The sequence below is a fragment of the Streptosporangium sp. 'caverna' genome (assembly GCF_003203775.1).
GTDB lineage: Bacteria > Actinomycetota > Actinomycetes > Streptosporangiales > Streptosporangiaceae > Streptosporangium > Streptosporangium subroseum.
Genome location: NZ_CP029711.1, coordinates 10,416,106 through 10,441,524, shown reverse-complemented (window position 1 = coordinate 10,441,524; position 25,419 = coordinate 10,416,106). Strand labels below are relative to the sequence as shown.

Here is a 25,419-nt window from a genome sequence, read left to right as displayed (position 1 = left end):
CTCGGCGTCGGCGGAGGTGCTCACGCCGGCACCTTCCGAGAGGGAGCCGGCTCGACTCGTCCACCGAAGATGCGGGCGATCCCGGCGAGGCGGCGGGGCGTGGGCGGCCCCCAGGGCCTGACGAGGGCCCGGACCTCGGGGGACACGGCCAGCTCGGCCAGCGTGACGAGGCGGGCGGCGTAGGCGTCGTCATGGGACAACAGGTCGCCGTGGGTGCGAGATGCGGAGTCGCGGCAGGCGCTCATCCGCCGGCCTCGCCCATGCGGACGGCGACGGCCAGGGGCATGGTGAGGGACGCGCCGGTGCTTCGGTTCATGGGGAGCCTTACCTGAAGGGTCAGGCCTCGACCATAGCCCTATGAATTTATATCGGTACGTTTAGTAGCCAATATGAAATTCGCGAGCATTTTTCACTTTGGTGCCGGCTCGGCGTACCGCACCCGCTGTCTCGCCTCGAAAAGCATCGTGTCCGCGCCCTCGAACCGCCGGACGGCGGCGAATCCTTCATCGGCGGCTTCGGCGGCTCGAAAGGCGAACACGGCAGGCATGGGGGCACCGTACAGCGGGTCCTTTCCGTCCTGGTGCGGCAGATCTATGGGCTGTTCCGTCATGATGAAAAGAGTGCATTCCGGCGACCGCCAGAGCTGCCTTCTCCCCATTGGGACCCGCCACCGGCGGCCAGGGCGGTCTCGGGTCCGGGGGAGTCGGATGCGTCCTGCGAGGACGGGGGAACCCGCGAGGCTCACCCGGCTGGGCCATGCCGGTCGTTCTCGCACGGTGAGCGGGCAGTGCCAGATCAAGGGCGGTGAGGCGGTGCCTCTCCGGTGGGGCGTGCAGGGCCCGCTCCGCGCGTCGGGCGGTCGTGGCGGGTGCCCGCTTTTCGACCGTACGGTCTATAAACGCCGGAGCGTCATCTGTTTCAACCGGTTCAAGCAGTTGCGCGCCCTGGCCACCCACTACGGCAGGATCGCCTTCCCCCGCGCCGCTGCCGCTACCATTGCATCACTCCCGCTCTGGCTCCGGAGATGACCATGAAGTGGGGCCCGGGACCAAGTCTTACGATTTCCTGGCTAAATGCCCTTTGTGGCAGATAGAGGCTTAAAAGCCCCATAATCTAGGCTCATGCCAGAACGGGGTGAAGATCAATCAGGGATTGCGTCCAAGATCATGCGGCTTGTCGCCATTGGGGCGGCGGTGGGCGTGCTGGTCGCGGGGGTCGCGTTGCCGGCCGTGGGGGGCGCGGGCCTGGGAATCGTGTCGGCGACCAACGAGGTGAACCTCAAACCGGAAGACCTCACCGAGCCGCCTCCGGCCGAGGTCACGGTCGTGCAGGACGCCCGGGGCAACGAGATCGGGCGGTTCTACGAGGAATACCGCGAGGTCGTCAAGCTCGATGAGATGGCCGAGGTCATGAAGACCGCGATCATCTCGATCGAGGACTACCGGTTCTATGAGCACGGCGCGATCGACATCGAGGGCACGATCCGCGCGCTGGCCAAGAACCTGCAGGCCGGCGGGGTGAGCCAGGGCGGCTCCAGCATCACCCAGCAATACGTCAAGCAGGTGCTGCTCAACTCCGCCGACACCGAAAAAGAGAAGAACGCCGCGCTGGAGTCCAGCTACGCGCGCAAGCTGAATGAGCTGCGGTATGCGATGGCGGTGGAGAAGAAGTACTCCAAGGACGAGATCTTGGAGAAGTATCTGAACATCGCCTACTTCGGGGCGGGCGCCTACGGGGTGGAGGCGGCGGCCAAGCGGTTCTTCGGGGTGACCGCGGCCGATCTGACCCTGCCGCAGGCCGCGACGCTGGCCGGCGCGGTGCAAGATCCCAACTCCACCGACCCCAATCTGGGTAAGAAGAGCCGTGCGCTGTTGTTGAACCGGCGCAACGTGGTGCTGAACCGGATGGCGGAGCTGAAAAAGATCACTCCGGCCGAGCTGGCGGAGGCCAAGGCCACCAAGCTCGGCTACAAGGGCACGAAGCTGCCCGGTGGGTGTGAGTCCAGCAAGTATCCGTACTTCTGCATCTACGTCCGTAACGAGATCTTGAAGAACCCCGAGTTCGGCAAGACGGCCAAGGCGCGTCTGGAGTTCCTCAACCGCGGTGGTCTGACGATCAAGACCACGATCGATCCGGCCATGCAGGCGGCGGCGGACAAGGCGATCAAGAAGTGGGTCCATCCCTCGGACAACCCGGCGGCGGCCGAGGCCTTGGTCCAGCCGGGCACCGGGGCGATCAAGGCCATGGCGACCAGCCGGACCTACGGCCGGAGCAAGGCCAAGAACGAGATCTCCTACAACCTCGTCGCCGACGCCGCGCACGGTGGTGCCGTCGGTTTCCAGGCGGGCTCCACCTTCAAGGCCTTCACGTTGATCACTGCCCTGAAGGAGGGCATGAAGATCAACGATGGGTTCACCGCCGGCGCCGGCTACACCTCGCCGGGTTATTCGGCGTTCAAGAACTGCAAGGGCCAGCCCATCGGCGACCCGACCCACACCATCACCAACGATGAGGGCAGTCCGGGCTGGAAGACGCTGCAGACCGGCACCTGGGACTCGGTGAACACGTTCTTTCTGATGCTGGAGCAGAAGGTCGGCCTCTGCGACACGATCAACACGGCCAAGTCGCTGGGCATCCACCGCTCCGACGGGGGCAGCCTTCAGGAGTTCGAGACGTTCACGCTCGGTATCAACGAGATGGACCCGGTGACGGTGGCCAACGCGTACGCCGCGATCGGCGCCCGGGGCAAGTACTGCTCGCCGATGGCGATCGCTCAGATCACCGACCGCGACGGCAAGACCACCGCCTACAAGCCCAAGTGCCGTCAGGCGCTCGATCCCGAGGTCGCCGACGCGGCGGCCGACGTGCTGTCGGGTGTGTTCGACAAGGGCACGATGAAGGCCGTCGGCGGCATCGGCCGCGACGCGGGAGGCAAGACCGGCACCACCGACAGCAGCGCCAGCGCGTGGTTCGCCGGGTTCACCCCGGACCTGGCCGGCGCGGTCAGCATCGGCGACCCGCGCGGCTCGCAGGACCACAAGCTGAACGGCGTCACGATCGGCGGCCGGTACTACGGTTCGGTGTTCGGCGCCAGCATCCCGGGTCCGATCTGGAAGGACACGATGATCGGCGCGCTGAAGAACGTTCCGCCGTCGTCGTTCACCCCGATCAACGCGGAGCGGTTCGGCGGCTGCGGGGAGAGCTGCCAGCCCGCGCCGCCCCCCTCGGACAACGGCGACGCCACCGGCGATGAAGGCCCCGGCGGTTTCACCGGCGCTGACGGCCCCGGCATCAACGACAACGGCCCCGCCGGCAATAACGGCCCCGCCGGCAATAACGGTCCCAACGGCAACAACGGTCCCAACGGCAACAACCGCAACGGCCCCGGCAACCATGGCAATGGCCGTGGTGGCCCGAACCCCCCCGTCGGCTAGGACGACGACCAACCCGCTGCCAGGCCATATCCCCTGATCGGGGAACCGGGCCCGGGAGCCGGATCCTGATCGAGGCGACGCCCCCACTTCTCTCATCCGGTGGGGGCGTCGTCATGTCCGAGATGGATTCGGGTTCTCCGAGACCGATTCGGGTTCGAGGTGAACTCCCCGCCCCGCACCGGCGTCCAACAGATGAGGTCCTGGCGTGCGGCCGGGACCTTGCGCCCTCCTCCGGCGCGCTACCGCCCGCCGCGACGGGCTGGGCGGTAGCCGAGGAAACTCCTGTGCCCGATCACGGCCCTGAGCCACGATGACCGGCGTGCCGCGTCACATCGTGAGGCCGTTCAGCTGGGCGGTTTGGCTCATGGGACCGTTGAGCTGGATCAGGGCCTGGACCGTGACGCTGTTGAGCTGGGCGGTTTGGCCCATGGGGCCGTTCAGCTGAGCCAGGGCTCAGACCGTGAGACTGTTCAGCCGGGCCAGGGCGCGCTCGGACGGGCTGCCGGGGTCGACATGCATGACGATCAGTTTCTGACCCGGCGCGTCGGTGACGCCGAACAGCTCGCAGGTAAGGTCCAGCTCGCCGAGTTCACCGTGGCAGAGGGACTTGGCCGCCCGGGTTACGCCGGATATGTCATGACGAGCCCACAGGCGGCGGAAGTCCGTGCTTTTGAGGGAGAGCTCATCGACCAGTTCGGTCAGGCGCGGATTGTTGAGATCCGCTCCCGCGGCGGAGCGTAGATGGGCCACCCAGGAGGCGATGACCCGCTCCCAGTCCCGGTAGAACTCGCGCGCGGCGGGATTCAGGAAGGCCAGCCGGAGCAGGTTGTCCATGCATCCCAGATCACGGTGGAGGGCGGCGCCCATCGCGTTTATGGCCAGCACGTCCATCCAGCGACCGATCACCAGCGCCGGGGTGTGCGACCAGCCGTGCATCAGCCGTAGCAGGTCCGGATTCACCTGCTCCGGCCGTTCGGCTGTTTCGCGCTGCCGTGACCCGGGGTGGGCGAGTTCGTACAGGTGCGTCGTGGCCTCGGGGCAGAGGCTCAGCACCCGTACCAGGGCGTCGAGCACCCGGTCGGACGGATGGCGTTCGCGCCCCTGTTCCAGGCGGATGTAATAGCCGATGCTGACCCCGGCCAGCAGCGCCACCTCCTCGCGGCGCAGCCCCGGCGTCCGGCGGGGGCCCGAGTACGGTAGCCCCACCTGCTCAGGGGTGGTGACCTCACGCCGAGCGCGCAGGAACTCACCCAAAAGCTTGTGACTGTCCATTTCGTAACGTTATGTCACTAATTCATTGGCGTGGTGGTTGCGCCGTTCCCAGGAACAGCCGTCCCGGTTGCCGAAGGAACAGCCGTCCCGGCCGGCTCGGCTCCCACGCCCCGTACGTCCGGTGACCTCCGGTGTCTCAGAGTCGGCTCTCCCGCTCCGTACGCCTGGTGATCTCGGCTCTCCAGTTCCGTACTCCTGGTGACCTTCGGCGCCCCCAGGAACTGCTCTGCGGGGTTCGTCGCGTCTCACTCGTACCCGTCGCCGTCCGGCAGGTCCGGATCCCCGCACGGGGAGGAATGACTCCCCTGGCCGGCAGGATGCTGAGGGGGAGTCGTCGTGTCATCGATCCCGCAGGACCGTCCCGTCTGGTGGTGCCGGCGAACCTGGAGGTAGTGGTAGCTCAAGGCCGTGAAGACCAGGACTGCGGCAACGATCACACCCGTGATCACCGCCCAGAGCACGATTTCCATCGCCGAGTTTCCGTCCGTTGAGACCTTTATCGCGTTATCACGTCTCTGGCTCTTCGAGCGTTGGCAACGCTCTGGCTGCGAGAAGTCGCGAAAAATGACAGAATCTTGGGATTTCTTTTGCCGACCTTGTCGCGGAGGTTCTGCCGAAGAGCGTCCTACTGCTGTGCGTCAATGCCGCGGTGCGGCCGGCCGCACCCTGACCACGGTGGAGATGCCGCTTCCGGACCCATTCAGCAGTGCGTAGGCTCGTAGGCGACCATCGCCAACGAAAGCATGGAGACCGTGACGGAAAACGGCATACCCCGTGCTCGTCGTATCGGGGCGAGCGTTCGGATCGGTGCGGTTCTGGCCGCGGCGTCTCTGGCGAACTATCTCGCCTGGCTGGGGTGGGACCAGGAGCGGGATGTCGAACCGGACGGCAGTCTCAGCGGCCCCTATCAGCCGTGGCAGGTGGCAGGCCTGGTGATCGTCCTGGGAATCCTCGCCGCTGTCGCCGGTCGGCGCGGTCACCCGAAGATCGGCACGCTCAGTATCGCGGGTGTGATGTGGCTGGCCTGGTCGATCGACGCCGCTACGTCGGACGACAGCGGCCTCTGGGCCGTGGGCGCTGTGATGCTGCTTCCCGCGGTCTTCCTCGGTGTCGGCCTTGTCGCGTTCTTGGCGGTTCCACGTGAAACCGCACGCCAAGGAATTGATCGCGTCGAGTGACAAATTCTGCGTTCTCAAGCGTACTCGAATTCGGTTCTCTGATATCAGGTGCGACGACGGCGAGAAAGGCTACAACTGGTACTACATACGAATCGACGGCTACGTTCCGGCCGTAGGCAGGAAAGCAGAGGACGGCTCTTTCCGGACGCCATACGCGCCGGCGCACCGTGCCCGTAGAAGCGGTGGGGACGCCACCAAGGCCGCGATCGACTACGAAGATCCGGACATGCCCGAGGTGGAAGAGGAATATTGCACCACGACTATCAACGGTGAGTGCGTTGCCACGAACGAATGCACAGAAACCACGAACGGCGTTTGCACCAAGGCCGAGGACGGCTTCCTGGGGTCGACCTCCAACAGGTGCCGTAACGTTTTTGTGAGCAAGCGTTGGACGCGTCGCTGCTGATCGATTGGTCAGCCCGCAGATCGCCTCCTCGCCGAGATCGGCGAGGAGAATTGAAGCCGGTACTCCATCCGGGTCGACGGCCAGGCTCCGGTCGCGAGATTCTCCATGCTCCTCGTTGGCGCTGGTTGGCCAACGGTGTGCCGATTTCCCTGACTGTCATTTTCCGTTCCTGTGACGCTGCATTGGACCCTCCGGGGAAGCGTCGTCCGGGCCGCCGTCGGCGGTAAGAATCCGCGGTTCGAAGGCTCGCAGCGGTTGGCTGAGACGCAGTGCCGTATTTCTCTGGTGAATTCGTATGATCATATTTGTGTAGTGATTGCCGGAAATAATGTTTTGCCTCTGACTGGGCGATTCCGCCTGATATCGCGATTAGTCTGAGTGTTGTTCGGCGCCGCATCGGCGTATCCCGAGACCCGGAACCGACACTCGTCATCCCCGTCAATCGGGATTCGGTCCTCACCTCAGGGAGTGATCTGATGCTCAAGCGTTTGCTCTTCGCCGTCGTGCTGGCGGTGTCCGCGCTCCTCGTCACCGGAACCGTCACCGGCACCGCGCAGGCCTCCGCGACAAATGTCTGCTCCTCGGCCCAGCAACCTCCCGGCCAATGCGTATGGAGAACTGACGGCTGCTACTACTGCTACAGCTACAGGACCGGAAGCTGGGAGCAACAGCATTGCAACGGCGGCTCCGAGGGCTAGCCGCATCGGCGAGCAGTCCCGATGACAACGGCAGCCCCGCGAAGCACAGCCTCGCGGGGTTGCCTCGCGCGTGGAGGAGCGGAGTGACGTCGAGGTCAGCTCCGGGATGCGCGCAGTGCGGCGATGAACCATTCGAAGGCGGGGACGCTGGGCGAGAACGGCGCATTGCCGTTGAGCACGCCCATGAGCTGCCAGTATCTCTCCACCCGGCGATCGGTGAACGTCTCCACCCCGTCGGCCATCCGGCTGCGGTCTTCGGCAGGCAGTGCCGGATCCACGATCTGGTCCAGGATCGTCCTGCCCTCGGCTGAGCCGGGATCGATGTCGGCGGCCACGGCTCTTCCGGCGTGCTCCAGGACCAGGTTGGAGTCATAGGGCTGTGGTCCGGATTCGTTCTGGGGCGCGGCGCCGGCCACCGCCATCTGACGTACGCGCTCCTGGAAGCCGGCATCACCCACGAGTTCGGCGAGCTCCAGCCAGGCCTCCGCCTGTTCCGGGGTGGGGTCATCCGGCAGCTCTGCCGGGAGGCGGCGCATTCGGGTTGCGATGTGCGCTCCCGGTGTCTGCGGGTCTATGCCGTCGATCATCCGGTCGACGAAGTCGTCGATCATTCGCTGCCTTTCCTGAGCGGAAAGGCGGGTCAACTTGTGCATGAGCATCATCTCCTCGGTCGTGCTCTCCTGACGGGTGATCGACCGCAGCACCGTCCGGCGCAACCGGAGAGAGCGGATCTGGGCGTCCAGTGCCTCGACATGGGCCCTGGCGACCTCGGCCACCGTGCACTGCCTCGTCAGGATCTTCTGGACGGTGTCGAGGTCCAGTCCCAGTTCGCGTAGCGTCCGCACCAGGTCGAGCCGGACGACGGCCTCCGCGTCGTACAGGCGGTAGCCGCCGGCCGACCGGCATGTCGGCGGGATGACACCGGCGTCGGACCAGAAGCGGATCGTCCGCACCGGCAGGCCCGTGCGCTCGGAGAGCTGTCCGATGGTGAGAAGGCTGTCGCGGTTGTTCACCACAGCAGCATCAACCCTCCAGTCGCTGGAGAGTCAAGCCGATTGTTCCGGCAACGCCTCGTGGGTCCTGCCCTGGGGAAACGGCCCCGGAAATGATCGATGACGCCTCGCCGGCGGCGTGTCGGCGGTCGGCGCGTTGATCGGGTACGGCGTGCCGCCCGAACCGACGTGCAGGGTGCCCCGCGACGCGTTCGCGTGTTGGGGCACCCTGGGCAGGGGCCCTTCAAAGGAAGGGGCCCTGAAGCAGGGACCCTTCAAAGGTGCGAGTGCCTTCTTTCGATCGCCCGGCACCCCCGAGCCATGGTCAGTCCTTCGGCTTGCCGCCGTATTTGGCGATCAGTTCGTTGGCCTCGCGCAGGATCTCGGCCTGCCGCTTGAGGCGCTTGCGGCGCCGGGAAACGGCCACCCGGACGACGAGAAAGACAGCAACGAGGAGGACGAGGAAAACAAGCTGCGGCCACGGCAGTGCCCAGAGCGTGGTGTCGATCGCCACCTGCTGGGCGACGACGCCCGAGGGCGAATTACCCACGGGTGAGGGGATCGCCATGACTTCTGTGGTGAGCGACCCCATCGGCCAGACGCCGGTCACCCGTGCGGTGAACTCGCGACTGCTACCCGGCATGATTTCCCTGGCCTTGGCTTCGGACGGGTCGTCCCAGCCACTCTCCCCCACCAGGGCGGACGTTCGGACCTGCGAGTCCGGGGCCACCCGGACATTGCCGACGTTGGCCACGGTGTAGGTCACGTCGATGGAGCCCGCGGCGAAGGGGTTCCACGAACCGGTGTATTCGGCCCGCAGACCGGTCACGGCGACTTTGGCCACGTAGTCGCCGGTCACGCGGAGGTTCACCCGGACGCCTACCCGGTTCTGGACCCGGACCTGCTTGGAGACCGTGTCCACGGACGCGGTGACACCCGCGGGGTGGTCTCCCGGCGTCGCGTTCGGCGGCGCCGAGATCTTGACGGGCACGATGGCGGTGGCACCGGCGGGAATGGTCACCTTGTCGGGAATCTTGATCCATGCTCCGCCGTCGGTCGGCGTGGCGTCCGAGGGCCGCATGTCGAACAGTCCCTTGGCGGTCAGGTAGCCGTCGTTGGCGTCGATCGCGAAGACGACCTCCTCGGTGGAGCGGTTGATGACCGCGACATGCTCGGTCACCTCCTGCCCACCGGCCAGCTCGACATCGATCACGCGGCGGCCGTCGGGGCCCTTGGCGTCGGCCGGCGCGACCGACCAGGTGATGTCGCTCCGGCCTGCGGCGTCGGCCGGGCCGGCGAATCCGGCCAGGGTGGTCGCGCCGGCAGCGCACAGGAGCGCGAGGAGGGCAAGTGCCCTGCGCGGACTGCTCATGGCCAACAGAGGTGTCTCCTGTCTGATCTTGAACGTTCCGGGACGTGCGCCAGACTGGCACACGTCCCGGACGGACCCGTCGGGCAGGGGCGTTCCGCCCCGTTGGCTCACTGGTTGAACAGTGAGAGCGTCAGGGTCGAGTGGTACTCCCCGGCGGCGATGTCGACCGGGGTGCGCAGGGCGAGGTCGGCGTTGACCTGGTGGGTGCCGATCTCTTCGGTGGAGTTGGCGGTCGAGACGAGCAGCTCCTGGCTCTTCAGACCTTCGGTGGGTGCGTCGGTGCCGTCGGAGACGACGCTGGAGACGGGCTCGCCGGCGGCGACCGCTCCGGTGGTGGTGTCGCTCAGCAGGCGCGGCTTCCAGCCCAGGAATTCCGGGCCGATGGTCTTGGCCGGGTCGCCGGTCGCGACGAGCTGGCTGGACTGGCCCACGACCGCCCAGAACTCCCCGTCGGGGATCTCGTCGGGGAGGCGGGTGTCGGTCACGGTGACGGTCGGCAGGGTGCCGGTGAACTGGCGGGCTGCGGCGTTGGATCCGTTCTCCGCGAGGGTCACGCCGCTGTTTTCTGCCACGGTCATCGAGATCGTGCCCGGGACGCGGAGGGGCTCGATCGTCACCGAGACCTCGACGCCTTCGGGGTCGGGCTCGTCGGCCGCCATCGCGGGACCGGCCAGGCCGGCCAGGGCGAAAGCAAGCACGGACGCGGCGAGCACCTGAGCGGTTTTCATATGAGTACTCCACTTATGAGGGGCAGGGTGGTGGCCCCGGCGCGTGCACCGGGGCCACCAGCGGGTCGGGTCAGACGCAGCTGATCGCGGGGTGGGCGGCGTCGTAGGACGAGGTGACCTGCCGGTCACCGATCGTCGCGGCGCCCGTCACGTTCACCGTGCCGGCGGCGAGCTGCCCGGTGCGAGCGTTGAAGGACTGGTACGCCTGCTTGCCCGGGGTGACATCGGCCACGGTCCTGGAACCGTAGAGGGTCGACAGCGTCACGTTCACCGGCACGGAGGCGTCGTTGACGGCCGTGACCGCCACGTACGCCGACGTGTCCACGCAGCGGGCCTGGGCGGTCACGGTCATCGCGATCTCCGGAGCGACCGGCACCGTGACGGCCTTGATCTCCTCGACGTTCCCGGCCTTGTCGGTCGAACGGAACCGCAGCTCGTGCTCGCCCTGGCCGGAGACGGTGACCGTACCGGCGCTGGGGGTCCAGGCGCCGCCGTCCAGGGAGTGTTCGGTGCCTGCCACGCCGGACGTCTCGTCCGTCGCGGAGAGGGTCACCGGCACACCGCCGTTGACCGCCGTACCGACCGCGGCCGTCGTCACCGGCGCGGTCGTGTCCACCTTGACGGTCAGCGTCTTGGCGGCCTCGACGTTGTTCGCCGAGTCGACGGAGCGGTAGGCCAGCGTGTGCGAGCCGTTCCCGGTGACGGCGATCGGCGCGGTGTACTTGGTCCAGGCGCCGCCGTCGAGCTGGTACTCGGTACGGTCGATCTTGCGCTCTCCGGGGGCCGCGGACAGCGTGACCGACACCGGACCGGTGAACCAGCCACTGGCCGGCTCGGCCGGGGCGGTCGTCGCGGTCGTCACCGGCACCGCCTTGACCTCCACGGTCTCCTTTTTGTAGTTCTGACCGCTGCCGTCCGGCTGGTAGCCGTTCTCGACGTTGCCGGCGATGTCGACGGAGAACCAGGACACCTCGGTGGTCTTGTCGACCGTGATCTGCTGCGCGCCCTCACGCATGTTCGCCGACACCAGCTTGGGCGAGTTCAGCGTCGGCCGGCTGCCGTCCAGCGTGTAGTACACGTTGGCGGGCTCGTCGGTCCTGAAGGTGAACGCGGAGGAGCCGGCGTTCTTGGCGGTGACCTTCAGCTTCGACTCGGGCAGGTCGCGGTCCTCGGTGAAGGCGCGGGCGACCTCGAGGATGGCGATCTGACCGTTGGTGAACTCCATCGCCTCCTCGTGTCCCTCGCTGAAGGGCGGCTGGAAGCCGACCGCGGTGAACCGCTTGGTGACGGGGTTGTACAGGTCCGCGCCGACCTCGAAGTCCCAGCCGATGATGCCCCGGTTGAACCAGTGCTCGTCCGCGCTGTTGCCGGCCGCCGAGTACAGCACGTCCGGGACCGGACCGGTACGGCCCGGCCAGATCGCCGTGCCGCGGTAGTCCTGCACCGCGGACAGGATGTGGTCGGAGGCCTCCCAGAAATAGTTCTCGGTGCCGTAGTCGACCCGCGGCAGCAGCTCGCGCCCGGCCGACTTGTACGCCCCCGGAGGCCACATGAAGTAGCCGCCGTAGGAGTGGGTGTTCATCGCGAACTTGATGTTGGGGTACTGCTGGGTGAGCCACACCTCGTTGCGGCTCTCCGGCTCCGACAGCTCGCCGGGACCCGCGTAGGTCTCACCGGTGCAGGTCGCCGAGGCGCCGCTGTACCCGTCGAAGAGGGAGCCGACCGAGAAGTTCCGGTTCAGGTCCACACCCCAGGCGTTGCGGTTCGCGGGGTCGGCCGCGGTGGCGGCGCAGTGGTTGGTCAGGTTCTTGCGCTGCATGTTGTAGTCGTACATCGAGTAGTGCGAACCGTCGGGGTTGGCGGTCGGCAGCAGGAAGATGTCGAGGTTGTCCACGAGCTTCTTGGTCGCCTTGTCCTGCGCGTAGTTGCGCAGCAGCCGTTCGGCGGTCTCCACGCAGGTCAGCGGGGTCACCCACTCACGGGCGTGCTCCTGGCAGTACAGGAACACACCGACCTTGGAACCGTCCCGATGCTTGCCGATGCGCAGGGCCTTCATCTGGAACGGTGCGCGCGACACGCTCGCCGGCGCCTTGAGGAAGTCGGTCAGCCTGGTCGTCGGCGCCGCGACCACCACGCCCGCACCCGCGTTGCCGCGATAGGTGCTCGCCGTCACCAGCGTCGACGCCGCCGGGCTGGCATTGACGGCGTCCACCACCTGCTTGGCGGTGCTGGTGATCGCGCCCGTCGCGTTGGTGGCCAGGTTGACCACGATGTTCTTGCCGTTGACCCCGACCGACAGCGGGGAGTCGGCGGCGTTCGGGTTGACCAGCGCCGCGGTGACGTCGTTGCCGCCCTCGCTGCCGTAGGCCTTGGAGCTCAGGTAGACGATGGCGGCCGATCCCGTGCCGAACTGCGCCTGGGCGAGCCTGCGGTAGCCGTTCGTCTTGTACGGCAGATCGACGATCTCCGCCGTTGCCGGGAACTCCGCGGCCAGGCCGACGATGCGGTCGGTGACCTCGGTCGCGTCCATGTAGTGGTCGACGAAGTCGGAGACGTAGTGCGGGCGCGGTGCCTTGCGTGGCGCCCCCAGCCACTTGGCCGCCTCCGCCGTCACCGAACCGCCGCGGCTGCTGGTGATGGTGACCTTGGCCGGCTCCTGGTCGATCGCGAGCGGCGAGGTGAACCGGTGGTACATGTACTGACCGGCGTCGGTGAATCGGGACATCGTCGCCGTGCCGCCCGAGTCGGGGGCGGTGTTCTTGCCGCTGTCCCAGGTGGCGGTGAGCACGGTCTGCGCGTCGGTCGCGCTCGACTTCACCTCGACGGACAGGAAGCGTTGGTTGTCGGTCGAGGTGAACCACTCCGCGCGGAGCACGGTCAGCTTGTCGGTCTCGGCCTCGGCCACGGCCTCCCTCGCCAGGGCCTGGCCTCGCTCGACCTTGTTGGCGGCGAAGTCGCTCTCGTCGGAGATGACGCCACGGAGATCGAAGCCCTGGTCCCGGAGACGGTCGGCCTCCTGGGGGCTGAGGATGGCGTGCACCTCGAGGCCGTCATCCACGGGCTTCTTGTATTCGGCCAGGTCGACACCCATATCGGCCAGCCGGTCCACATCGGCCTGGTCCGGCACGACGATCCGGATCAGGGCGACGCCGTTCTGGTCGGTGGCGGGCAGACGGTCGGGGGCCACGTCGCTCACCGGCGGAGGGCCCGGGTCGGCGAGCACCGGAAGTGTGCTGACAGCGATCGCCAGGGGTAATGCGAGCACAACGGCGAATCGGCGAACTCTGCTGCTGTTGGCAGCGCGTCTCATTGACGTTCCTCCATCTGCGTGGGCCAGGCGGGGGGTCGGCCTGGCAGGGCGCACGCAAGTCGAGGGAAGTCTTTTGCAACGTTCCGATTTCCGTCAAGCGATCATTTTTACCGTTTAAGGTCTATTTCGGTAACGGTCTTATTTCTAGGTATTTTTAGGGATGTATCGTCCCATTTAGCCCTAATAGTTCCGTACCAAACTCCGTGGAACGGGGATTGAGCGGACGGCGGCTCCGGTGGAGTCGGGGAGCTGGGAACTCCACCGGAGCCGAGTTGTGACACGCCCGTCTACCGGCGGGTCTCCGTATCTGCCGGAAGGCCGGCAGGTACGGAGCCGGTCGTCACCTGAGGGTGTGTCGGTGGTGTGGGAAGTGCCCGGCTCTCCTCGTCACGACGACGGTGAACGTGGTCTCGCCACAGCGGGCGGGGGCGTTTCGCCCCGTTGGCTTACTGGTTGAACAGTGAGAGCGTCAGGGTCGAGTGGTACTCCCCGGCGGCGACGTCGGGCTCAGTCCGCAGGGCGAGGTCGGCGTTGACCTTGTGGGTGCCGATCTCTTCGGTGGAGTTCGCGATCGAGACGAGCAGTTCCTGGCCGGTCAGACCTTCGGTGGGTGCTCCGGTGCCGTCGGAGACGGCGCTGGAGACGGGTTCGCCGGCGGCGACCGCTCCGGTGGTGGTGTCGCTCAGCAAGTGCGGGGTCCAGCCCAGGTATTTCGCGTCGATGGTCTTGGCCGGGTCGCCGGTCGCGACGAGCTGGCTGGACTGGCCCACGACCGCCCAGAATTCCCCGTCGGGGATCTCGTCGGGGAGGCGGGTGTCGGTGACCGTGACGGTGGGCAGGGTGCCGGTGAACTGGCGGGCTGCGGCGTTGGATCCGTTCTCCGCGAGGGTCACGCCGCTGTTTTCTGCCACGGTCATCGAGATCGTGCCCGGGACGCGGAGGGGCTCGATCGTCACCGAGACCTCGACGCCTTCGGGGTCGGGCTCGTCGGCCGCCATCGCGGGACCGGCCAGGCCGGCCAGGGCGAAAGCGAGCACGGAAGCCGCCAGTACCTGGGTGGTTCTATTGCTTTTCATATGATTACTCCACTTATGGGGGGTGGGGCCGGCCAGCCTGTGGGCCGGCCGGCCCCGGTTCAACTAAGCGGCGTCCCCGGTGTGTACACCGTGGCTACCGCCGATCCGGTCAGCCGCAGCTGATCGCGGCGTAGGCGGGGTCGTGCGACGAGGTGACCTGCTGGCCACCGATCGTCGCGGCGCCCGTCACGTTCACCGTGCCGGCGGCGAGCTGCTTGGCCCGGGTGTTGAAGGACTGGTACGCCTGCTTGCCCGGGGCGAGGTCGGCCACGGTCTTGGAACCGTAGGGGGTCGACAGCGTCACGGTCGCGGGAACGGTCCCATCGTTGACCGCCGTGACCGCAACGTACGCCGACGTGCCCACGCAGCGGGCCTGAGCGGTCTCGGCCAGCGAGAGGCCGGGAGTCAGCTTCGGCTGCTGCTGCGCGTTGAACCTGTCGAGCTTCACGGCCGCCGCCGCGTTGATCTCGGCCTGGCTGAGGAACTGGCTCGGCTTCAACTTGAAGGCGTCGAAACCGCGCGCGATCTCGTTGCCGTAGATGTGGCCGTTGTACCAGTAGGCCGACCAGAAGCCACCGGTGACCAGCGAGGTGGCACTGATCGGGCCACGGTCGAAGAACGCGATCTCCTTCGGGTTGCTGGAGTCGGTGAAGTCGAACACCGACAGGCCACCCTGGTACCAGGCCTGGACCATGACGTCGCGACCGGGGATCGGGATGAGCGACCCGTTGTGCGCGACACAGTTCTCCGCCGTCGTCTGCGGCGCCGGAAGCTTGTAGTAGCTCCGGAAGACGAGCTTGCCGTCGACGATGTCGTAGATCGAGTTCGCGCCCCAGGACGGCAGGTCGGTGGTCCGGCAGCGTGCGCCGGAGCCGCCGCCCCACTCGTCGGTGAAGACGACCTTCGTACCGTCGTTGTTGAAGGTGGCGGAGTGCCAGTACGCGTAGTTGGGGTCGGAGACCGCGTCGAGCCGCTTCGGGTTCGTCGGGTCGGAGATGTCGATCAGGATGCCGTTACCCGCGCAGGCGCCGGCGGCCAGACCGATCTCCGGGTACGCCGTGATGTCGTGGCACTGGTTGGTGACCGGCGACGGCGACCAGTTGGTACCCGACGGGTGCTGCGGGGTGGGCGGGCTGTTCTGGAGACCGTTGATCGCGCCGGTCTCCGCGTTGGTGAACAGCCGGGGGTTGTTCACGACCGCCGCGTTCTGCGGAGCGGCCAGCGGCACCCGGATGACGTCGATCCGCCACAGCGAGGTGGTCGGGTCGGTCGCCGCCGTGTTGGCGCAGCCCGCGAGCTCCTGGGCGGAGCGAACGCTGGACGTGCCGGAGACGTAGACGTAGACGTTCTCCGGCTCGTTCTTGCTGGTCACCAACGAGTGGGTGTGCGAGCCACGGCAGGTCTGCACCGCCGCCACCTGCACCGGGTGGCTGATGTCGCTGATGTCGAAGACACGGACACCGCGGAACCGGTCAGGGTTGACGGTTCCGGTGGCTCCCTGCGTGCCACAGTCGATCCGGCCGCGGGTCTCCTCCACGGACATGAACAGCAGGTTCCCGTACACCGACAGGTCGCCCTGCCCGCCGGGGCAGACCACCGAGGTCTTCAGGACGGGGTTGCCGCCCTCGGAGATGTCGTAGATGTTGAAACCGTTATAGTTGCCGGAGAACGCGTAGTTTCCGCTGAATGCAAGGTCGGAGTTGAGGTACGAACCGTTACCGGGGTTGGAGGCGACGTAGAAGCCCTCCGGCCTGTCCCGGTGCGCGGTCATTTCCAGTCCGCTGATGGCCTGCTGGGCGTCCAGCCATCCAGCGCCAAGACCGACTCGGGGGTCGACGTCGGCCGATGCTGCGGAGGTCGTGGTTGGCAGTAGCGCTGCCAATAACACGCCTGCGACGAGTATCCCGAGCTTTTGTAGTCTGGCACGTCCCCCACGTGCCGAACGGCTACTTCTCACGGGTCGTTTCCCTTCTTTCGGGCATCTCCTCCCTAGTTGATCATCGCGAAGGGCGACCCGGGATCTAGCCGGTGCCTTTTGCGACGCCAGCTGGGGGGAGATCCACTTTGGTGTTCAGCGCGAACTGTAACCGAGACGACCTTGATGTTCCATAGCGTGACATCTCTACACTTCCGGGTGGCCATAACCAAGCAATGCGAAACAGGTCCAAATAATGAGTTCGCTGCCCACATTGCGATATATAGGCATGTTCGTGCTGGTCACGGGCGTGATCACCGGATGCACCACGGAGACACCCAAGGCGTCGGTCGCTCCGGTAATCGTTCAGCCGGGAGCCCCGGGCCAGCCCGGGCAGACGCTCCCCGCCGCCTCACTGTCACCGGTCGCTGACGCTCCGTTCACCGCCGCGGACGTGCTTTTCATGCAGGGGATGATCCCGCACCACGCCCAGGCGCTACGGATGACCGCCCTCGTCCCCTCCCGCAGTAAGAACCGGGACATCACTTTGATCGCCAAGCGGATCCAGGCCTCCCAGGAGGACGAGATCGCGCTGATGCGACGCTGGCTCCAGGACCGCGACCAGAAAGTCCCGGACACGAACCATGATCACTCCGGCACGGGCGGGGAGCTCATGCCCGGAATGCTGACCGAGGAGCAGTTCGCCGCACTGAAGAAGACCACCGGCACGGACTTCGACCGGGCCTTCGTGCAGAGCATGATCACCCATCATCTGGGCGCGCTCCAGATGGTCGACAAGCTGTTCAACGGCGAAGGCGGCGGCGGCCAGGAAACGGACATCTTCACCTACGCCTCCCACGTCGGCTCCGACCAGCGCATCGAGATCGACCGCATGCAGAAACTCCTGACCCAACTGGGCGACCCCGCTCCGAACTGACCCGCCGCCTCCCATCCCGGCCGGGACGCGCGCGGTTCCGATCACCGATCCGGAGTGAATCCTCGGCCTGGACATACGCCGACGAGACCGGCTCGGCGGAGTCCTACCCGCGTATCCACATGCCGCTTGAACTGCTTGGATGATGTTTTCGGCAGGCACGGCCGACCCCGCGTCGATCGCGCGAGCCGAGCAGGTGCTCGCGACCGTCCCGGAGGTCACCGGCGTCGACCTGGTGCACATGCGCCGGGTCGGCCACCTGCCCCGCGGAGGTATCGACCCGCGCCGCCGGGCACCTCATCTTCACCGAAGCCGGTCCCTCCCGAATCGCCTGGAACGGCCTCGGACTGCAACAGGAAGCGCAGCGGGGCTCCGGGGTGCGATCGGTCGAACGGATCAAGTGACCTTGAGTCCCCGTGAGTGACCGTGGTTCCCCGCCTGTTCCGGCACGCGTCTGGCACGACCACTCCGGACCGCCGCGAGAAGGGTGCCCACCCTCGTAGTCAGACCCCTCATGACACGCCATTACAGAATATTGTCATTCTTGTAAAGGGCGGTAGTTGCTGATATCTGCGCCAATCTTGACAGAGATCCGTTCCGGCAATTCGGAATATTTCGTCTCATTGTTAGGCGATGGCAGAATCCTGCCGTGAGAGGCACCCCCCGGACAGAGGCAGAGCCCATGTTCAAACGAGCCCTTGCAACCGTCGCCCTTTCCCTCGCCACATTACTCGGATTAACACTTCCCGCCTACGCGGTGACGCTGGAACAAAAGCTTGCTGCACTTTCCGGCTTCAGTCAGCCCACGACGGCCAGCGCCGCCAGCTGGGTCTCTGCCTGGCAGAACCAGGCGGGCTGGGGTGACTACGCCTTTGACTGGTCGACCGACCTGTGTTCGACCAGCCCCGACCAGCCACTCGGCTTCGACTTCAGAATGCCGTGCCGACGTCACGACTTCGGCTACCGCAACTACAAGGCGGTGAGCCAGTTCCCGGCGAACAAGCCACGCATCGACGACTCGTTCTACTTCGATATGAAGCAGGTCTGCGCGGGATATTCCACCATCCCCAAGGCCACCTGCAACAGCCTCGCCTGGACCTACTATCAAGCGGTCAGGCAATTCGGCACCCTCAACGTCACGCAGGCGCAGATCGAACAGATCCGCCAAACCGCCGAACGGGCCGCCCAGAACGCAGAGGCATGACCTATCCCGCTTCCCGAATGCGCGGGACCGCTCTCACCCGCTGACCTCCGCCGGGCCGGTTTCGCGCCGGCCCGGCATCCGGGGTGGTCGCGACGGCGCTCGGCGCGCTGCTTGGGTACGGCGGGCGCACGGTGCGGCTTCGGCCGGGCCTCCGCCGTCCAGGGCCGATCCCCAGACCGTATGCCTGGGACGGCAGGCGGCGGAGACTCGGGTACGGCGGCGCGGAGTGCCGTCGTCAGATCCCTGATGACCGGACAGAAAGGACCTCGGGTAGCCCCCGGGGTCCTTCGTCGTGTCGGCTCCCGCAGCGCCGGAATCGTTCCGCGAGCTTCCGAAGCGCTGGGGCTGACCTGGGAAAACAGGGGCGATCCCATTCCGCGTACGGTCCGGAATCCTGGCAGGCGGCTGCACGGGCCGAGAAAGATCGCCAGGAACAAAGGCCCAGGTCAGGGCCTAAGTTCCTGGCGAGAAGTGGTAGGGCGCCTGGGACTCGAACCCAGAACCTACGGATTAAAAGTCCGCAGCTCTAACCATTGAGCTAACGCCCCGCAGGTGACAGCGTACCGAGAATAGTGTCCACTAACGCCCGTCGCCAGGCCCGCCGGTGGTCATCTGTTTGCGGAACGGCAGGTAGGGGGAGCGATCGGCTCCTAGAGTGGCAGCCATGACCACATCGGGGCTTGAGTCGGCCCACCGCCCCAGCATGTCCACGCGCCAAGGTTATGTCGTGGTCGACCTGGAGACCACCGGTTTCTCTCCGGCGAAGGGCGACCAGATCTGTGAGATCGCGCTGATCTCCATGGACCCCGATGGCACGATCGTCGAAGAGTGGCACTCACTGATCAACCCTCGCCGCAGCACGGGAGCCGTTCACGTCCACGGCATCACCAACGCGATGGTCGCCAGGGCGCCGGCGATCGAGGAGGTGCTGGACGAGATCTGGCAGCGGATCGCCGGTCGGGTTCTGGTGGCCCACAACGCCTCCTTCGATCTCCGTTTCCTCAATGTGCTTCCCGGCAGCCACTGGGTGACCGAGACCCTGTGCACGCAGCGGCTCGCCCCCGGTTTCCTGCCCGACGGGAAGTGGACGCTCGCCGCCTGCTGCGAGCGCGCGGGCATCCCGTTCTTCAACGCCCATGCCGCGCTGGTCGACGCCCGCGCCGCGGCCGAGCTGCTCCGCTTCTACCTGCGCAGTGGCGTCTCCTGGCAGAAGGAGCTGAACAGAGCCGCCCACACCTGTGACGAGTGGCGCCCCTGCGGCGTGTCCCAGCGACAGGCCCGCCAGCGGCAGATCCACCTGTAACCGGTCCGTTCAGCGGCGGGCCTGTCCCGCGGCAGGCCCGGAAACAGCAGATCCGGGAACAGCCGGCCCGAAGACAGCCGGCTCGGAGACGACAGGCCTGGAAACAGCGGGCCGGGAGACGGCAGGTCCAGAGACCGGAAACAGGGGTCCGGAAATAGCCCCCGCCGGGAGGCCCGGCGGGGGCCTCCGTCAGCGGTAGGCGGGGATGCCGGTCAGGGCCTCGCCGAGGACGAGGGTATGGATCTCCTCGGTTCCCTCGTACGTCAGGACGCTCTCCAGGTTGTTCATGTGCCGGATCACCGGATACTCCAGCGTGATGCCGTTGCCGCCCAGGATCGTGCGTGCCTGGCGGGCGATGTCCATGGCGGCGCGGACGTTGGCGAGCTTGCCGAAGCTGACCTGGCGGGGGGTGAGGGTGCCCGCGTCCTTCAGGCGGCCCAGATGGAGCGCGGTGAGCTGGGACTGCCCCAGACCGACATACATCCAGGCGAGCTTCTCCTGGGTCAGCTGGAAGCCGCCGATGGGCTTACCGAACTGGACGCGGGTCTTGGAGTATTCGAGGGCGGACTCCAGGCAGGCGCGGGCCGCGCCCACAACGCCCCACAGGATGCCGTAGCGGGCCTCGGACAGGCACGACAGCGGCCCCTTCAGACCACGGACCTCAGGCAGTACGGCCGACGCGGGAAGGCGGACGTCGTCGAAGTAGAGGGACGAGGTCACCGACGCCCGGAGGGACATCTTCTTGTGGATCTCCGGGGCGGAGAATCCCGCCGTGTCGGTGGGGACCACGAAGCCGCGGATCCCGTCATCGGTCTGGGCCCAGACCACGGCGACGTCGGCGATGGAGCCGTTGGTGATCCACATTTTGGAGCCGTTGAGGATCCAGTCGCCCGAGGGGTCCTGCTTGGCCTGGGTGCGCATGTTGGCGGGATCGGAGCCGTGGTCGGGCTCGGTCAGGCCGAAGCAGCCGATCGCCTCGCCCGCGGCCATCCGGGGCAGCCACTCCTCCTTCTGCTCCGCGGAGCCGTACTTCCAGATCGGGAACATCGCGAGCGAGCCCTGCACGGACACGAAGGATCGCAGCCCGGAGTCGCCCGCCTCCAGCTCCCGGCAGGCCACGCCGTACGAGACGGCGTCCAGGCCCGCGCAGCCGTACCCCTGCAGGTGCATGCCCAGCACGCCGAGCGAGCCGAGCACCGGTCCCAGCTCGCGGGCGGGGAAGACGCCCTCCTCGAACCAGTCGCCCACGTGCGGGAGCACCCGGTCCGAGACGAACTCCCTGACGGTGTCACGGATGAGGTGCTGCTCCTCGGAAAGGGCGTCGTCGATGCGCAGGAGGTCGTCCATGGTGTTCCTTTCTTCGGTCCCTGTCAGGGTATTGCCGATGCTGCGGGCAGGAATGTCAGGGTCGTGCCAGGGGGAATCCCTATGTGATGGCGGCTTCTCATTGGGCAGTCTGAAGACATGAACGAAAACGACTTCTCGGGCGTCAAGCAGCTCCGCAGGACCAGGGACGGACGGATCGTCGCCGGTGTGGCCTCCGGCCTCGGACGGTACATCGGAATCGACCCCAACATCATCCGCGCGGCCCTCGCCGTCGCCACCTTCTTCGGTGGCCTCGGGGTCGGGATCTACGCGATCGGCTGGCTGCTCCTGCCGGACGAGAGCAAGGACAGGTCGATCGTCCAGGATCTGGTCGACAAGAACAAGGACAACCCGGTCTGGCAGGACGCGAAGGCCAAGGCGGAGCAGGGCTGGGCCAAGGCCGAGCAGGGATGGACCAAGGCCACCCACCAGAACCAGGCCCCGCAGTATCCGGCCCAGCCCTACCCGACCACCGGCCAGTACGGCACGGCGCCGCACAACGACACCCCCAACCCCCAGGTGTGACTCAGGAGGTCGCCTCCGCGCGAACCTTTTCGATGACCTCCCTGCGGGATCCCCTCCAGAGCACGGCCAGCGCGGCGGCTGACACCAGTCCGGCCGCGCCGGCCATGGCGACCACGAGTTCGGGGCCGAGCGGGTTGGCCGCGGCCCCGCCGATCAGGATGCCGACGCCCTGAGAGGCCAGCAGACCTGACTGCACGAGTCCGAAGGCCTGGCCCCGCTGTTCGGCGGGCACGCACTGCACGAACGCGGCGTTGGCCGCGAGCTGGTAGGCCCCACCGATACCGGATATGAACCACAGGATCAGCACCGCGGCGAGCGGCGGCCGCAGCACACAGAGGATCAACGGCGCGCAGGTCAGCATCGCCATCCACCCCATCGCGCGCAGCCGCTTCGATGGGGGGACGTAACGGCTGAACAGGAACGCGCCGACGACCGTTCCGGTCGGCATCGCACCCATCAACAGGCCGGCGACGAACGAGATCTGCTCCGGATCGTCGGTCAGTCTGGCGGCGTAGGGGGTCGCGATCCCCTCGGGAAGCACGTAGAAGCCGCACAGCCAGGCGAAGAGCACCAGCGTTCGCAGCCGGCGGTCGCCGAAGACCAGCTTGGCGCCGGTGCGTGTCATGGTCCACATCGAGGGACGGCCGGTGTCGCTCCGGACGGGGGCCCGGCGCCGCCGTACGCCGGAGACGATGATGAGCGCTGAGGCCATGAACGTGGCCGCGTCAAGCGCCAGCGCGCGGTACGGCCCCATCCCCATGATCAGGGCGCCGCCGAGGGCGAAGCCCAGCATCTGCGCGCCCTGGTTGGTCATGTTCTGAAGCGCCGAACCCGCGACATAGCGGTCGCCTTCGAGCAGCTCCGGGAGGAGCGCCGCCCGGGCGGCCGAGAACGGCGCGCTGAGCAGCACCACGCAGAAGACCAGCACGCACAGCGCGAGGAAATGGGTGCCGGGGATCGCCATGAGCGCGACCATGACGGCTCGGAGCACATCGCAGACGATCATGATGCGTCGCCGGGGGTAGCGGTCGGCGAGCCCCGCGAGCAGCGGCCCGCCGATGATCGGCGGCAGATAGGTCAGGGCGTAGACCGACGCCGTGGCCAGCGCTGACTGCGTCCCTTCGAAGACGAGAACCGACAGCGCCACTCGTGAGAGTTGATCGCCGAGAAGTGAAAGCCCCTGACCGATCCAGAGCGCACGAAACTCCCCGAGGGCGATGACCTCGCCGTAGGTCGCTTGGCGTTCCGCCGGACGGCGGTGCCGCCCGGGTAGCCGGCCGGATTTGGTGGCCGCCATAGGACTCCGCTGAGCTCGCAGGCATATTGACTGAGGGTGTTCAGTGTGTAACCTACGGTGCCTGTTGGAGAGCTTACGCGCAACCGAAAGCAACCAAACGCATGCAAAATGTAGTCATAAGTGGAGATATTTCGGTCATGACGACGTTTGGGAGTGATGCGACCTTAACTACCAGCCGAGCTCATGCAACCGGTCATCGTCGATGCCGAAATGATGGGCTATCTCATGGATTACCGTGATTTTCACCTCAGCCACGACGTCGTCCTCGGTCTCGCAGATTGAACAGATCGGGTTGCGGTAGATCTCGATCCGGTCGGGTAACACTCCTGCGTACCAGTCCCCGCGTTCGGTGAGTGGAATGCCCGTGTAAAGGCCAAGTAGATCCGGCTCAGGCGGATCGTCGACGACGACCATCACCACGTTGTCCATGACTTTCGTCAGCTCAGAGGGGATCGTGTCCAGTGCTTCGGCCACGAGCTCTTCGAATTTTTCTCTCGAGACCTCGATCACACCCGTCATTCTGCCCGGTGTTCCCGGGTAGAGGTGGAGGCGTATGAATCTCGCAGACTGGACTGAGAGCGCCCGCCGCTTCGCGAAGGGGCGAATCGTGCGTGTGACGGCGATCGTCGCCGTCGCCGTCGCCGGGGCCTGGATAGGCATCATGCTGGGCGGCGCCATACGGACCAACGTCGGTCCCGTGGAGCTGGGCATGAGGGCGGAGCCCTCGTGGGCGGGGGAGACCGTCGTGGACGCCCACCCGTTCGGCACGCTCCTGTTCGACACCCACAACGCCCCGGTCAACCTGCGCATCACCCTGGAGAACATCAATCCCGATCGAGCCAAGGCGATCCTGCTGGACGCGCGGTTCTCCGACCGTCTGCCCGCGCTGCTGGAGAAGGAGCTGGGCGACGGGGTCAGGACGCTGATCCTGCGCGCCGCGCTCTGCGGCCTGGCGGGGGGCCTGATCGCCACACTGGTCGTCTTTCGTCGGCCGGGGGCGGCTCTGGCGGGCCTGCTGAGCGTCGCGGTCCTGATCGCCGGTACGGGCGGGGCCATCGCTCTGACGTTCCGTCCGGACTCGGTGGTGGAGCCGAAATACACCGGTCTGCTGACCGGCGCGCCATCCCTGGTCGGCAACGCCGCGTCGATCGTGACCAAATTCGAGTCCTACCGGGTCCAGCTCGCCAAACTGGTCAACAACGTCTCCCAGCTCTACGACACGGTCTCCGTCCTGCCGGTCTACGACGCCGACCCCACCTCGATCCGGGTACTGCACGTCTCCGACATCCATCTCAGCCCCATCGCGTGGAATCTCATCCGCTCGATCACCACCCAGTTCAAGATCGATGCGATCGTGGACACCGGCGACCTGACCGACCACGGCACCAGTCCCGAGGACAAGTTCGTCGAGGAGATCGGCACCCTCGGCGTGCCGTACGTCTTCGTCAGGGGCAATCACGACTCCAAGGCCACCCAGCGAGCCGTGGCCAAGCAGAGGGGCGCGGTCGTCCTGGACGACTCGGCCAAGACCGTGGCGGGGCTGCGCATCTACGGGCTGGGCGATCCCCGGTTCACCCCCGACAAGTCCGTGGCCGTCGATTCGGACCTCGAGTCCCTGAGCGCCCTGGGCCATACCCAGGCTCTGAAGCTGGCTCAGTCCCGAAAGCGGATCGACCTGGTGGCGGTGCACGATCCGACGATCGCCAAGGCGTTCTCGGGCGCGGCTCCCATGGTGCTCTCGGGTCACTCCCACGAACGCTCCAGCGAACTGCTGCCCTCGGGGACCCGTCTCCTGGTCCAGGGATCCACCGGCGGCGCCGGCCTGAGGGCCCTGGAACACGACGAACCCACCCCCGTCGCGGCCTCGGTTCTGTACTTCGACCGCAAGACGCATCGCCTGCGAGCCTGGGACGACATCACTCTGGGAGGACTCGGCGAGCAGTCGGTTCAGATCGAACGTCACGTTGAGGCCGACCCTGGCCGTACAATTTCTCCTGTACCAACGATCGCCCCGTCTCCGACGGGATCGATCAGCGGCACAGTGACGCCTTAAGCCGGAAAGCCGCTTTGGCATCGGGGCAAAAGTCCCCTATGCTTCAGAGGTCTCCAGCGGAAGACGGCAACGGAACGGAATGAAAATTCCGAGCCCCCATCGTCTAGTGGCCTAGGACACCGCCCTTTCAAGGCGGCGACACGGGTTCGAATCCCGTTGGGGGCACCGGCCAAGCGAATGCTTGTCAGGGAAACGGCAGGTCGAAGACCTCCGAAAAACTGGTAAGCTAAGCGAAGTCGAAAAGGGCCGGGGGATAAGCTCCCTGGTCAAGCAAGGTCCTGTAGAGCAGTTTGGAGTGCTCGTCACCCTGTCAAGGTGAAGGTCGCGGGTTCAAGTCCCGTCAGGACCGCTTAGTTA

20 protein-coding genes and 3 tRNA genes are annotated in these 25,419 nt (G+C 66.5%); 10 read left to right on the top strand and 13 right to left on the bottom strand.

Going from position 1 to position 25,419, the window contains the following annotated elements; genetic code table 11:
• Nucleotides 1-20 precede the first annotated feature (20 nt).
• Entirely contained in the window at nt 21-245 is a 225-nt protein-coding gene (locus tag DKM19_RS45120) for a hypothetical protein (protein ID WP_110704773.1), read from the bottom strand.
• 921 nt (nt 246-1,166) lie between these two features.
• Between DKM19_RS45120 and DKM19_RS45110 the strand changes: the two genes are divergently transcribed.
• Nucleotides 1,167-3,434 carry a transglycosylase domain-containing protein gene (locus DKM19_RS45110; protein ID WP_239513937.1) on the top strand — a complete coding sequence of 756 codons (2,268 nt, stop codon included), beginning with the start codon at nt 1,167-1,169 and terminating at the stop codon, nt 3,432-3,434.
• 453 nt (nt 3,435-3,887) lie between these two features.
• On the opposite strand, the gene DKM19_RS45105 is transcribed toward DKM19_RS45110, so the two are convergent.
• Nucleotides 3,888-4,706 carry a helix-turn-helix domain-containing protein gene (locus DKM19_RS45105; protein ID WP_110704770.1) on the bottom strand — a complete coding sequence of 273 codons (819 nt, stop codon included), beginning with the start codon at nt 4,704-4,706 and terminating at the stop codon, nt 3,888-3,890.
• A gap of 245 nt (nt 4,707-4,951) precedes the next feature.
• On the bottom strand, nt 4,952-5,176 hold the full coding sequence (locus DKM19_RS45100; protein WP_110704769.1) for a hypothetical protein: 225 nt from the start codon (nt 5,174-5,176) through the stop codon (nt 4,952-4,954).
• Nucleotides 5,177-5,449: 273 nt separating this feature from the next.
• On the opposite strand from DKM19_RS45100, the gene DKM19_RS45095 reads away from it, so the two are divergent.
• A complete protein-coding gene (locus DKM19_RS45095) occupies nt 5,450-5,884 on the top strand; it encodes a hypothetical protein (protein ID WP_110704768.1) in 435 nt (144 codons plus the stop codon).
• A gap of 882 nt (nt 5,885-6,766) precedes the next feature.
• On the top strand, nt 6,767-6,988 hold the full coding sequence (locus tag DKM19_RS45090; RefSeq protein WP_110704767.1) for a hypothetical protein: 222 nt from the start codon (nt 6,767-6,769) through the stop codon (nt 6,986-6,988).
• A gap of 95 nt (nt 6,989-7,083) precedes the next feature.
• Here DKM19_RS45090 and DKM19_RS45085 read toward each other — a convergent pair whose 3' ends face one another.
• The 6 genes from DKM19_RS45085 to DKM19_RS45060 form a co-directional block, all read right to left on the bottom strand.
• On the bottom strand, nt 7,084-8,004 hold the full coding sequence (locus DKM19_RS45085; protein WP_239513936.1) for a MerR family transcriptional regulator: 921 nt from the start codon (nt 8,002-8,004) through the stop codon (nt 7,084-7,086).
• Between the two features lie 301 nt (nt 8,005-8,305).
• Entirely contained in the window at nt 8,306-9,358 is a 1,053-nt protein-coding gene (locus DKM19_RS45080) for a DUF916 domain-containing protein (RefSeq protein ID WP_162642249.1), read from the bottom strand.
• Nucleotides 9,359-9,459: 101 nt separating this feature from the next.
• Nucleotides 9,460-10,080 (bottom strand): hypothetical protein, encoded by a 621-nt coding sequence (locus DKM19_RS45075; protein ID WP_110704765.1) that lies wholly within the window; start codon nt 10,078-10,080, stop codon nt 9,460-9,462.
• A gap of 70 nt (nt 10,081-10,150) precedes the next feature.
• On the bottom strand, nt 10,151-13,390 hold the full coding sequence (locus DKM19_RS45070; protein ID WP_110704764.1) for a M14 family zinc carboxypeptidase: 3,240 nt from the start codon (nt 13,388-13,390) through the stop codon (nt 10,151-10,153).
• Nucleotides 13,391-13,836: 446 nt separating this feature from the next.
• Nucleotides 13,837-14,466 carry a hypothetical protein gene (locus tag DKM19_RS45065; protein ID WP_110704763.1) on the bottom strand — a complete coding sequence of 210 codons (630 nt, stop codon included), beginning with the start codon at nt 14,464-14,466 and terminating at the stop codon, nt 13,837-13,839.
• 109 nt (nt 14,467-14,575) lie between these two features.
• Entirely contained in the window at nt 14,576-16,348 is a 1,773-nt protein-coding gene (locus DKM19_RS45060; RefSeq protein WP_204358519.1) for an LVIVD repeat-containing protein, read from the bottom strand.
• Between the two features lie 289 nt (nt 16,349-16,637).
• Between DKM19_RS45060 and DKM19_RS45055 the strand changes: the two genes are divergently transcribed.
• Together DKM19_RS45055 and DKM19_RS45045 are read left to right on the top strand one after the other, a co-directional pair.
• Nucleotides 16,638-17,318: a DUF305 domain-containing protein gene (locus DKM19_RS45055; protein WP_110704762.1), complete on the top strand. Its 681-nt coding sequence runs from the start codon at nt 16,638-16,640 to the stop codon at nt 17,316-17,318.
• Nucleotides 17,319-17,997: 679 nt separating this feature from the next.
• Nucleotides 17,998-18,519: a phospholipase gene (locus DKM19_RS45045; protein ID WP_110704761.1), complete on the top strand. Its 522-nt coding sequence runs from the start codon at nt 17,998-18,000 to the stop codon at nt 18,517-18,519.
• 472 nt (nt 18,520-18,991) lie between these two features.
• Here the strand turns inward: DKM19_RS45045 and DKM19_RS45040 are convergent.
• Nucleotides 18,992-19,067: transfer RNA gene (locus tag DKM19_RS45040), tRNA-Lys, on the bottom strand.
• A gap of 179 nt (nt 19,068-19,246) precedes the next feature.
• On the opposite strand from DKM19_RS45040, the gene DKM19_RS45035 reads away from it, so the two are divergent.
• Nucleotides 19,247-19,822, top strand: coding sequence for a 3'-5' exonuclease (locus DKM19_RS45035; RefSeq protein WP_162642247.1), 576 nt, complete (start codon nt 19,247-19,249; stop codon nt 19,820-19,822).
• A gap of 189 nt (nt 19,823-20,011) precedes the next feature.
• On the opposite strand, the gene DKM19_RS45030 is transcribed toward DKM19_RS45035, so the two are convergent.
• Nucleotides 20,012-21,169, bottom strand: a complete 1,158-nt coding sequence (locus DKM19_RS45030) for an acyl-CoA dehydrogenase family protein (protein ID WP_110704759.1) — start codon at nt 21,167-21,169, stop codon at nt 20,012-20,014.
• A 117-nt stretch (nt 21,170-21,286) separates the two neighbouring features.
• Between DKM19_RS45030 and DKM19_RS45025 the strand changes: the two genes are divergently transcribed.
• Nucleotides 21,287-21,712, top strand: a complete 426-nt coding sequence (locus DKM19_RS45025; protein ID WP_110704758.1) for a PspC domain-containing protein — start codon at nt 21,287-21,289, stop codon at nt 21,710-21,712.
• 1 nt (nt 21,713) lies between these two features.
• Here DKM19_RS45025 and DKM19_RS45020 read toward each other — a convergent pair whose 3' ends face one another.
• Nucleotides 21,714-23,009, bottom strand: a complete 1,296-nt coding sequence (locus DKM19_RS45020; protein WP_110704757.1) for an MFS transporter — start codon at nt 23,007-23,009, stop codon at nt 21,714-21,716.
• Between the two features lie 168 nt (nt 23,010-23,177).
• Nucleotides 23,178-23,528, bottom strand: a complete 351-nt coding sequence (locus DKM19_RS45015) for a metallopeptidase family protein (protein ID WP_204358518.1) — start codon at nt 23,526-23,528, stop codon at nt 23,178-23,180.
• 88 nt (nt 23,529-23,616) lie between these two features.
• On the opposite strand from DKM19_RS45015, the gene DKM19_RS45010 reads away from it, so the two are divergent.
• From DKM19_RS45010 to DKM19_RS45000, 3 genes are all read left to right on the top strand, one after another.
• Nucleotides 23,617-25,062 (top strand): metallophosphoesterase, encoded by a 1,446-nt coding sequence (locus DKM19_RS45010; RefSeq protein WP_239513935.1) that lies wholly within the window; start codon nt 23,617-23,619, stop codon nt 25,060-25,062.
• Between the two features lie 92 nt (nt 25,063-25,154).
• Nucleotides 25,155-25,227: transfer RNA gene (locus tag DKM19_RS45005), tRNA-Glu, on the top strand.
• 109 nt (nt 25,228-25,336) lie between these two features.
• A tRNA-Asp gene (locus DKM19_RS45000) sits at nt 25,337-25,411 on the top strand.
• Nucleotides 25,412-25,419: the final 8 nt, after the last annotated feature.

Bases quoted from the DNA above. Each gene is read 5' to 3' on its own strand.
- DKM19_RS45120 (WP_110704773.1), bottom strand. From the start codon at position 245: ATGAGCGCCTGCCGCGACTCCGCATCTCGCACCCACGGCGACCTGTTG.
- DKM19_RS45110 (WP_239513937.1), top strand. From the start codon at position 1,167: ATGCGGCTTGTCGCCATTGGGGCGGCGGTGGGCGTGCTGGTCGCGGGG.
- DKM19_RS45105 (WP_110704770.1), bottom strand. From the start codon at position 4,706: ATGGACAGTCACAAGCTTTTGGGTGAGTTCCTGCGCGCTCGGCGTGAG.
- DKM19_RS45100 (WP_110704769.1), bottom strand. From the start codon at position 5,176: ATGGAAATCGTGCTCTGGGCGGTGATCACGGGTGTGATCGTTGCCGCA.
- DKM19_RS45095 (WP_110704768.1), top strand. From the start codon at position 5,450: ATGGAGACCGTGACGGAAAACGGCATACCCCGTGCTCGTCGTATCGGG.
- DKM19_RS45090 (WP_110704767.1), top strand. From the start codon at position 6,767: ATGCTCAAGCGTTTGCTCTTCGCCGTCGTGCTGGCGGTGTCCGCGCTC.
- DKM19_RS45075 (WP_110704765.1), bottom strand. From the start codon at position 10,080: ATGAAAACCGCTCAGGTGCTCGCCGCGTCCGTGCTTGCTTTCGCCCTG.
- DKM19_RS45070 (WP_110704764.1), bottom strand. From the start codon at position 13,390: ATGAGACGCGCTGCCAACAGCAGCAGAGTTCGCCGATTCGCCGTTGTG.
- DKM19_RS45065 (WP_110704763.1), bottom strand. From the start codon at position 14,466: ATGAAAAGCAATAGAACCACCCAGGTACTGGCGGCTTCCGTGCTCGCT.
- DKM19_RS45055 (WP_110704762.1), top strand. From the start codon at position 16,638: ATGAGTTCGCTGCCCACATTGCGATATATAGGCATGTTCGTGCTGGTC.
- DKM19_RS45045 (WP_110704761.1), top strand. From the start codon at position 17,998: ATGTTCAAACGAGCCCTTGCAACCGTCGCCCTTTCCCTCGCCACATTA.
- DKM19_RS45030 (WP_110704759.1), bottom strand. From the start codon at position 21,169: ATGGACGACCTCCTGCGCATCGACGACGCCCTTTCCGAGGAGCAGCAC.
- DKM19_RS45025 (WP_110704758.1), top strand. From the start codon at position 21,287: ATGAACGAAAACGACTTCTCGGGCGTCAAGCAGCTCCGCAGGACCAGG.
- DKM19_RS45020 (WP_110704757.1), bottom strand. From the start codon at position 23,009: ATGGCGGCCACCAAATCCGGCCGGCTACCCGGGCGGCACCGCCGTCCG.
- DKM19_RS45015 (WP_204358518.1), bottom strand. From the start codon at position 23,528: ATGACGGGTGTGATCGAGGTCTCGAGAGAAAAATTCGAAGAGCTCGTG.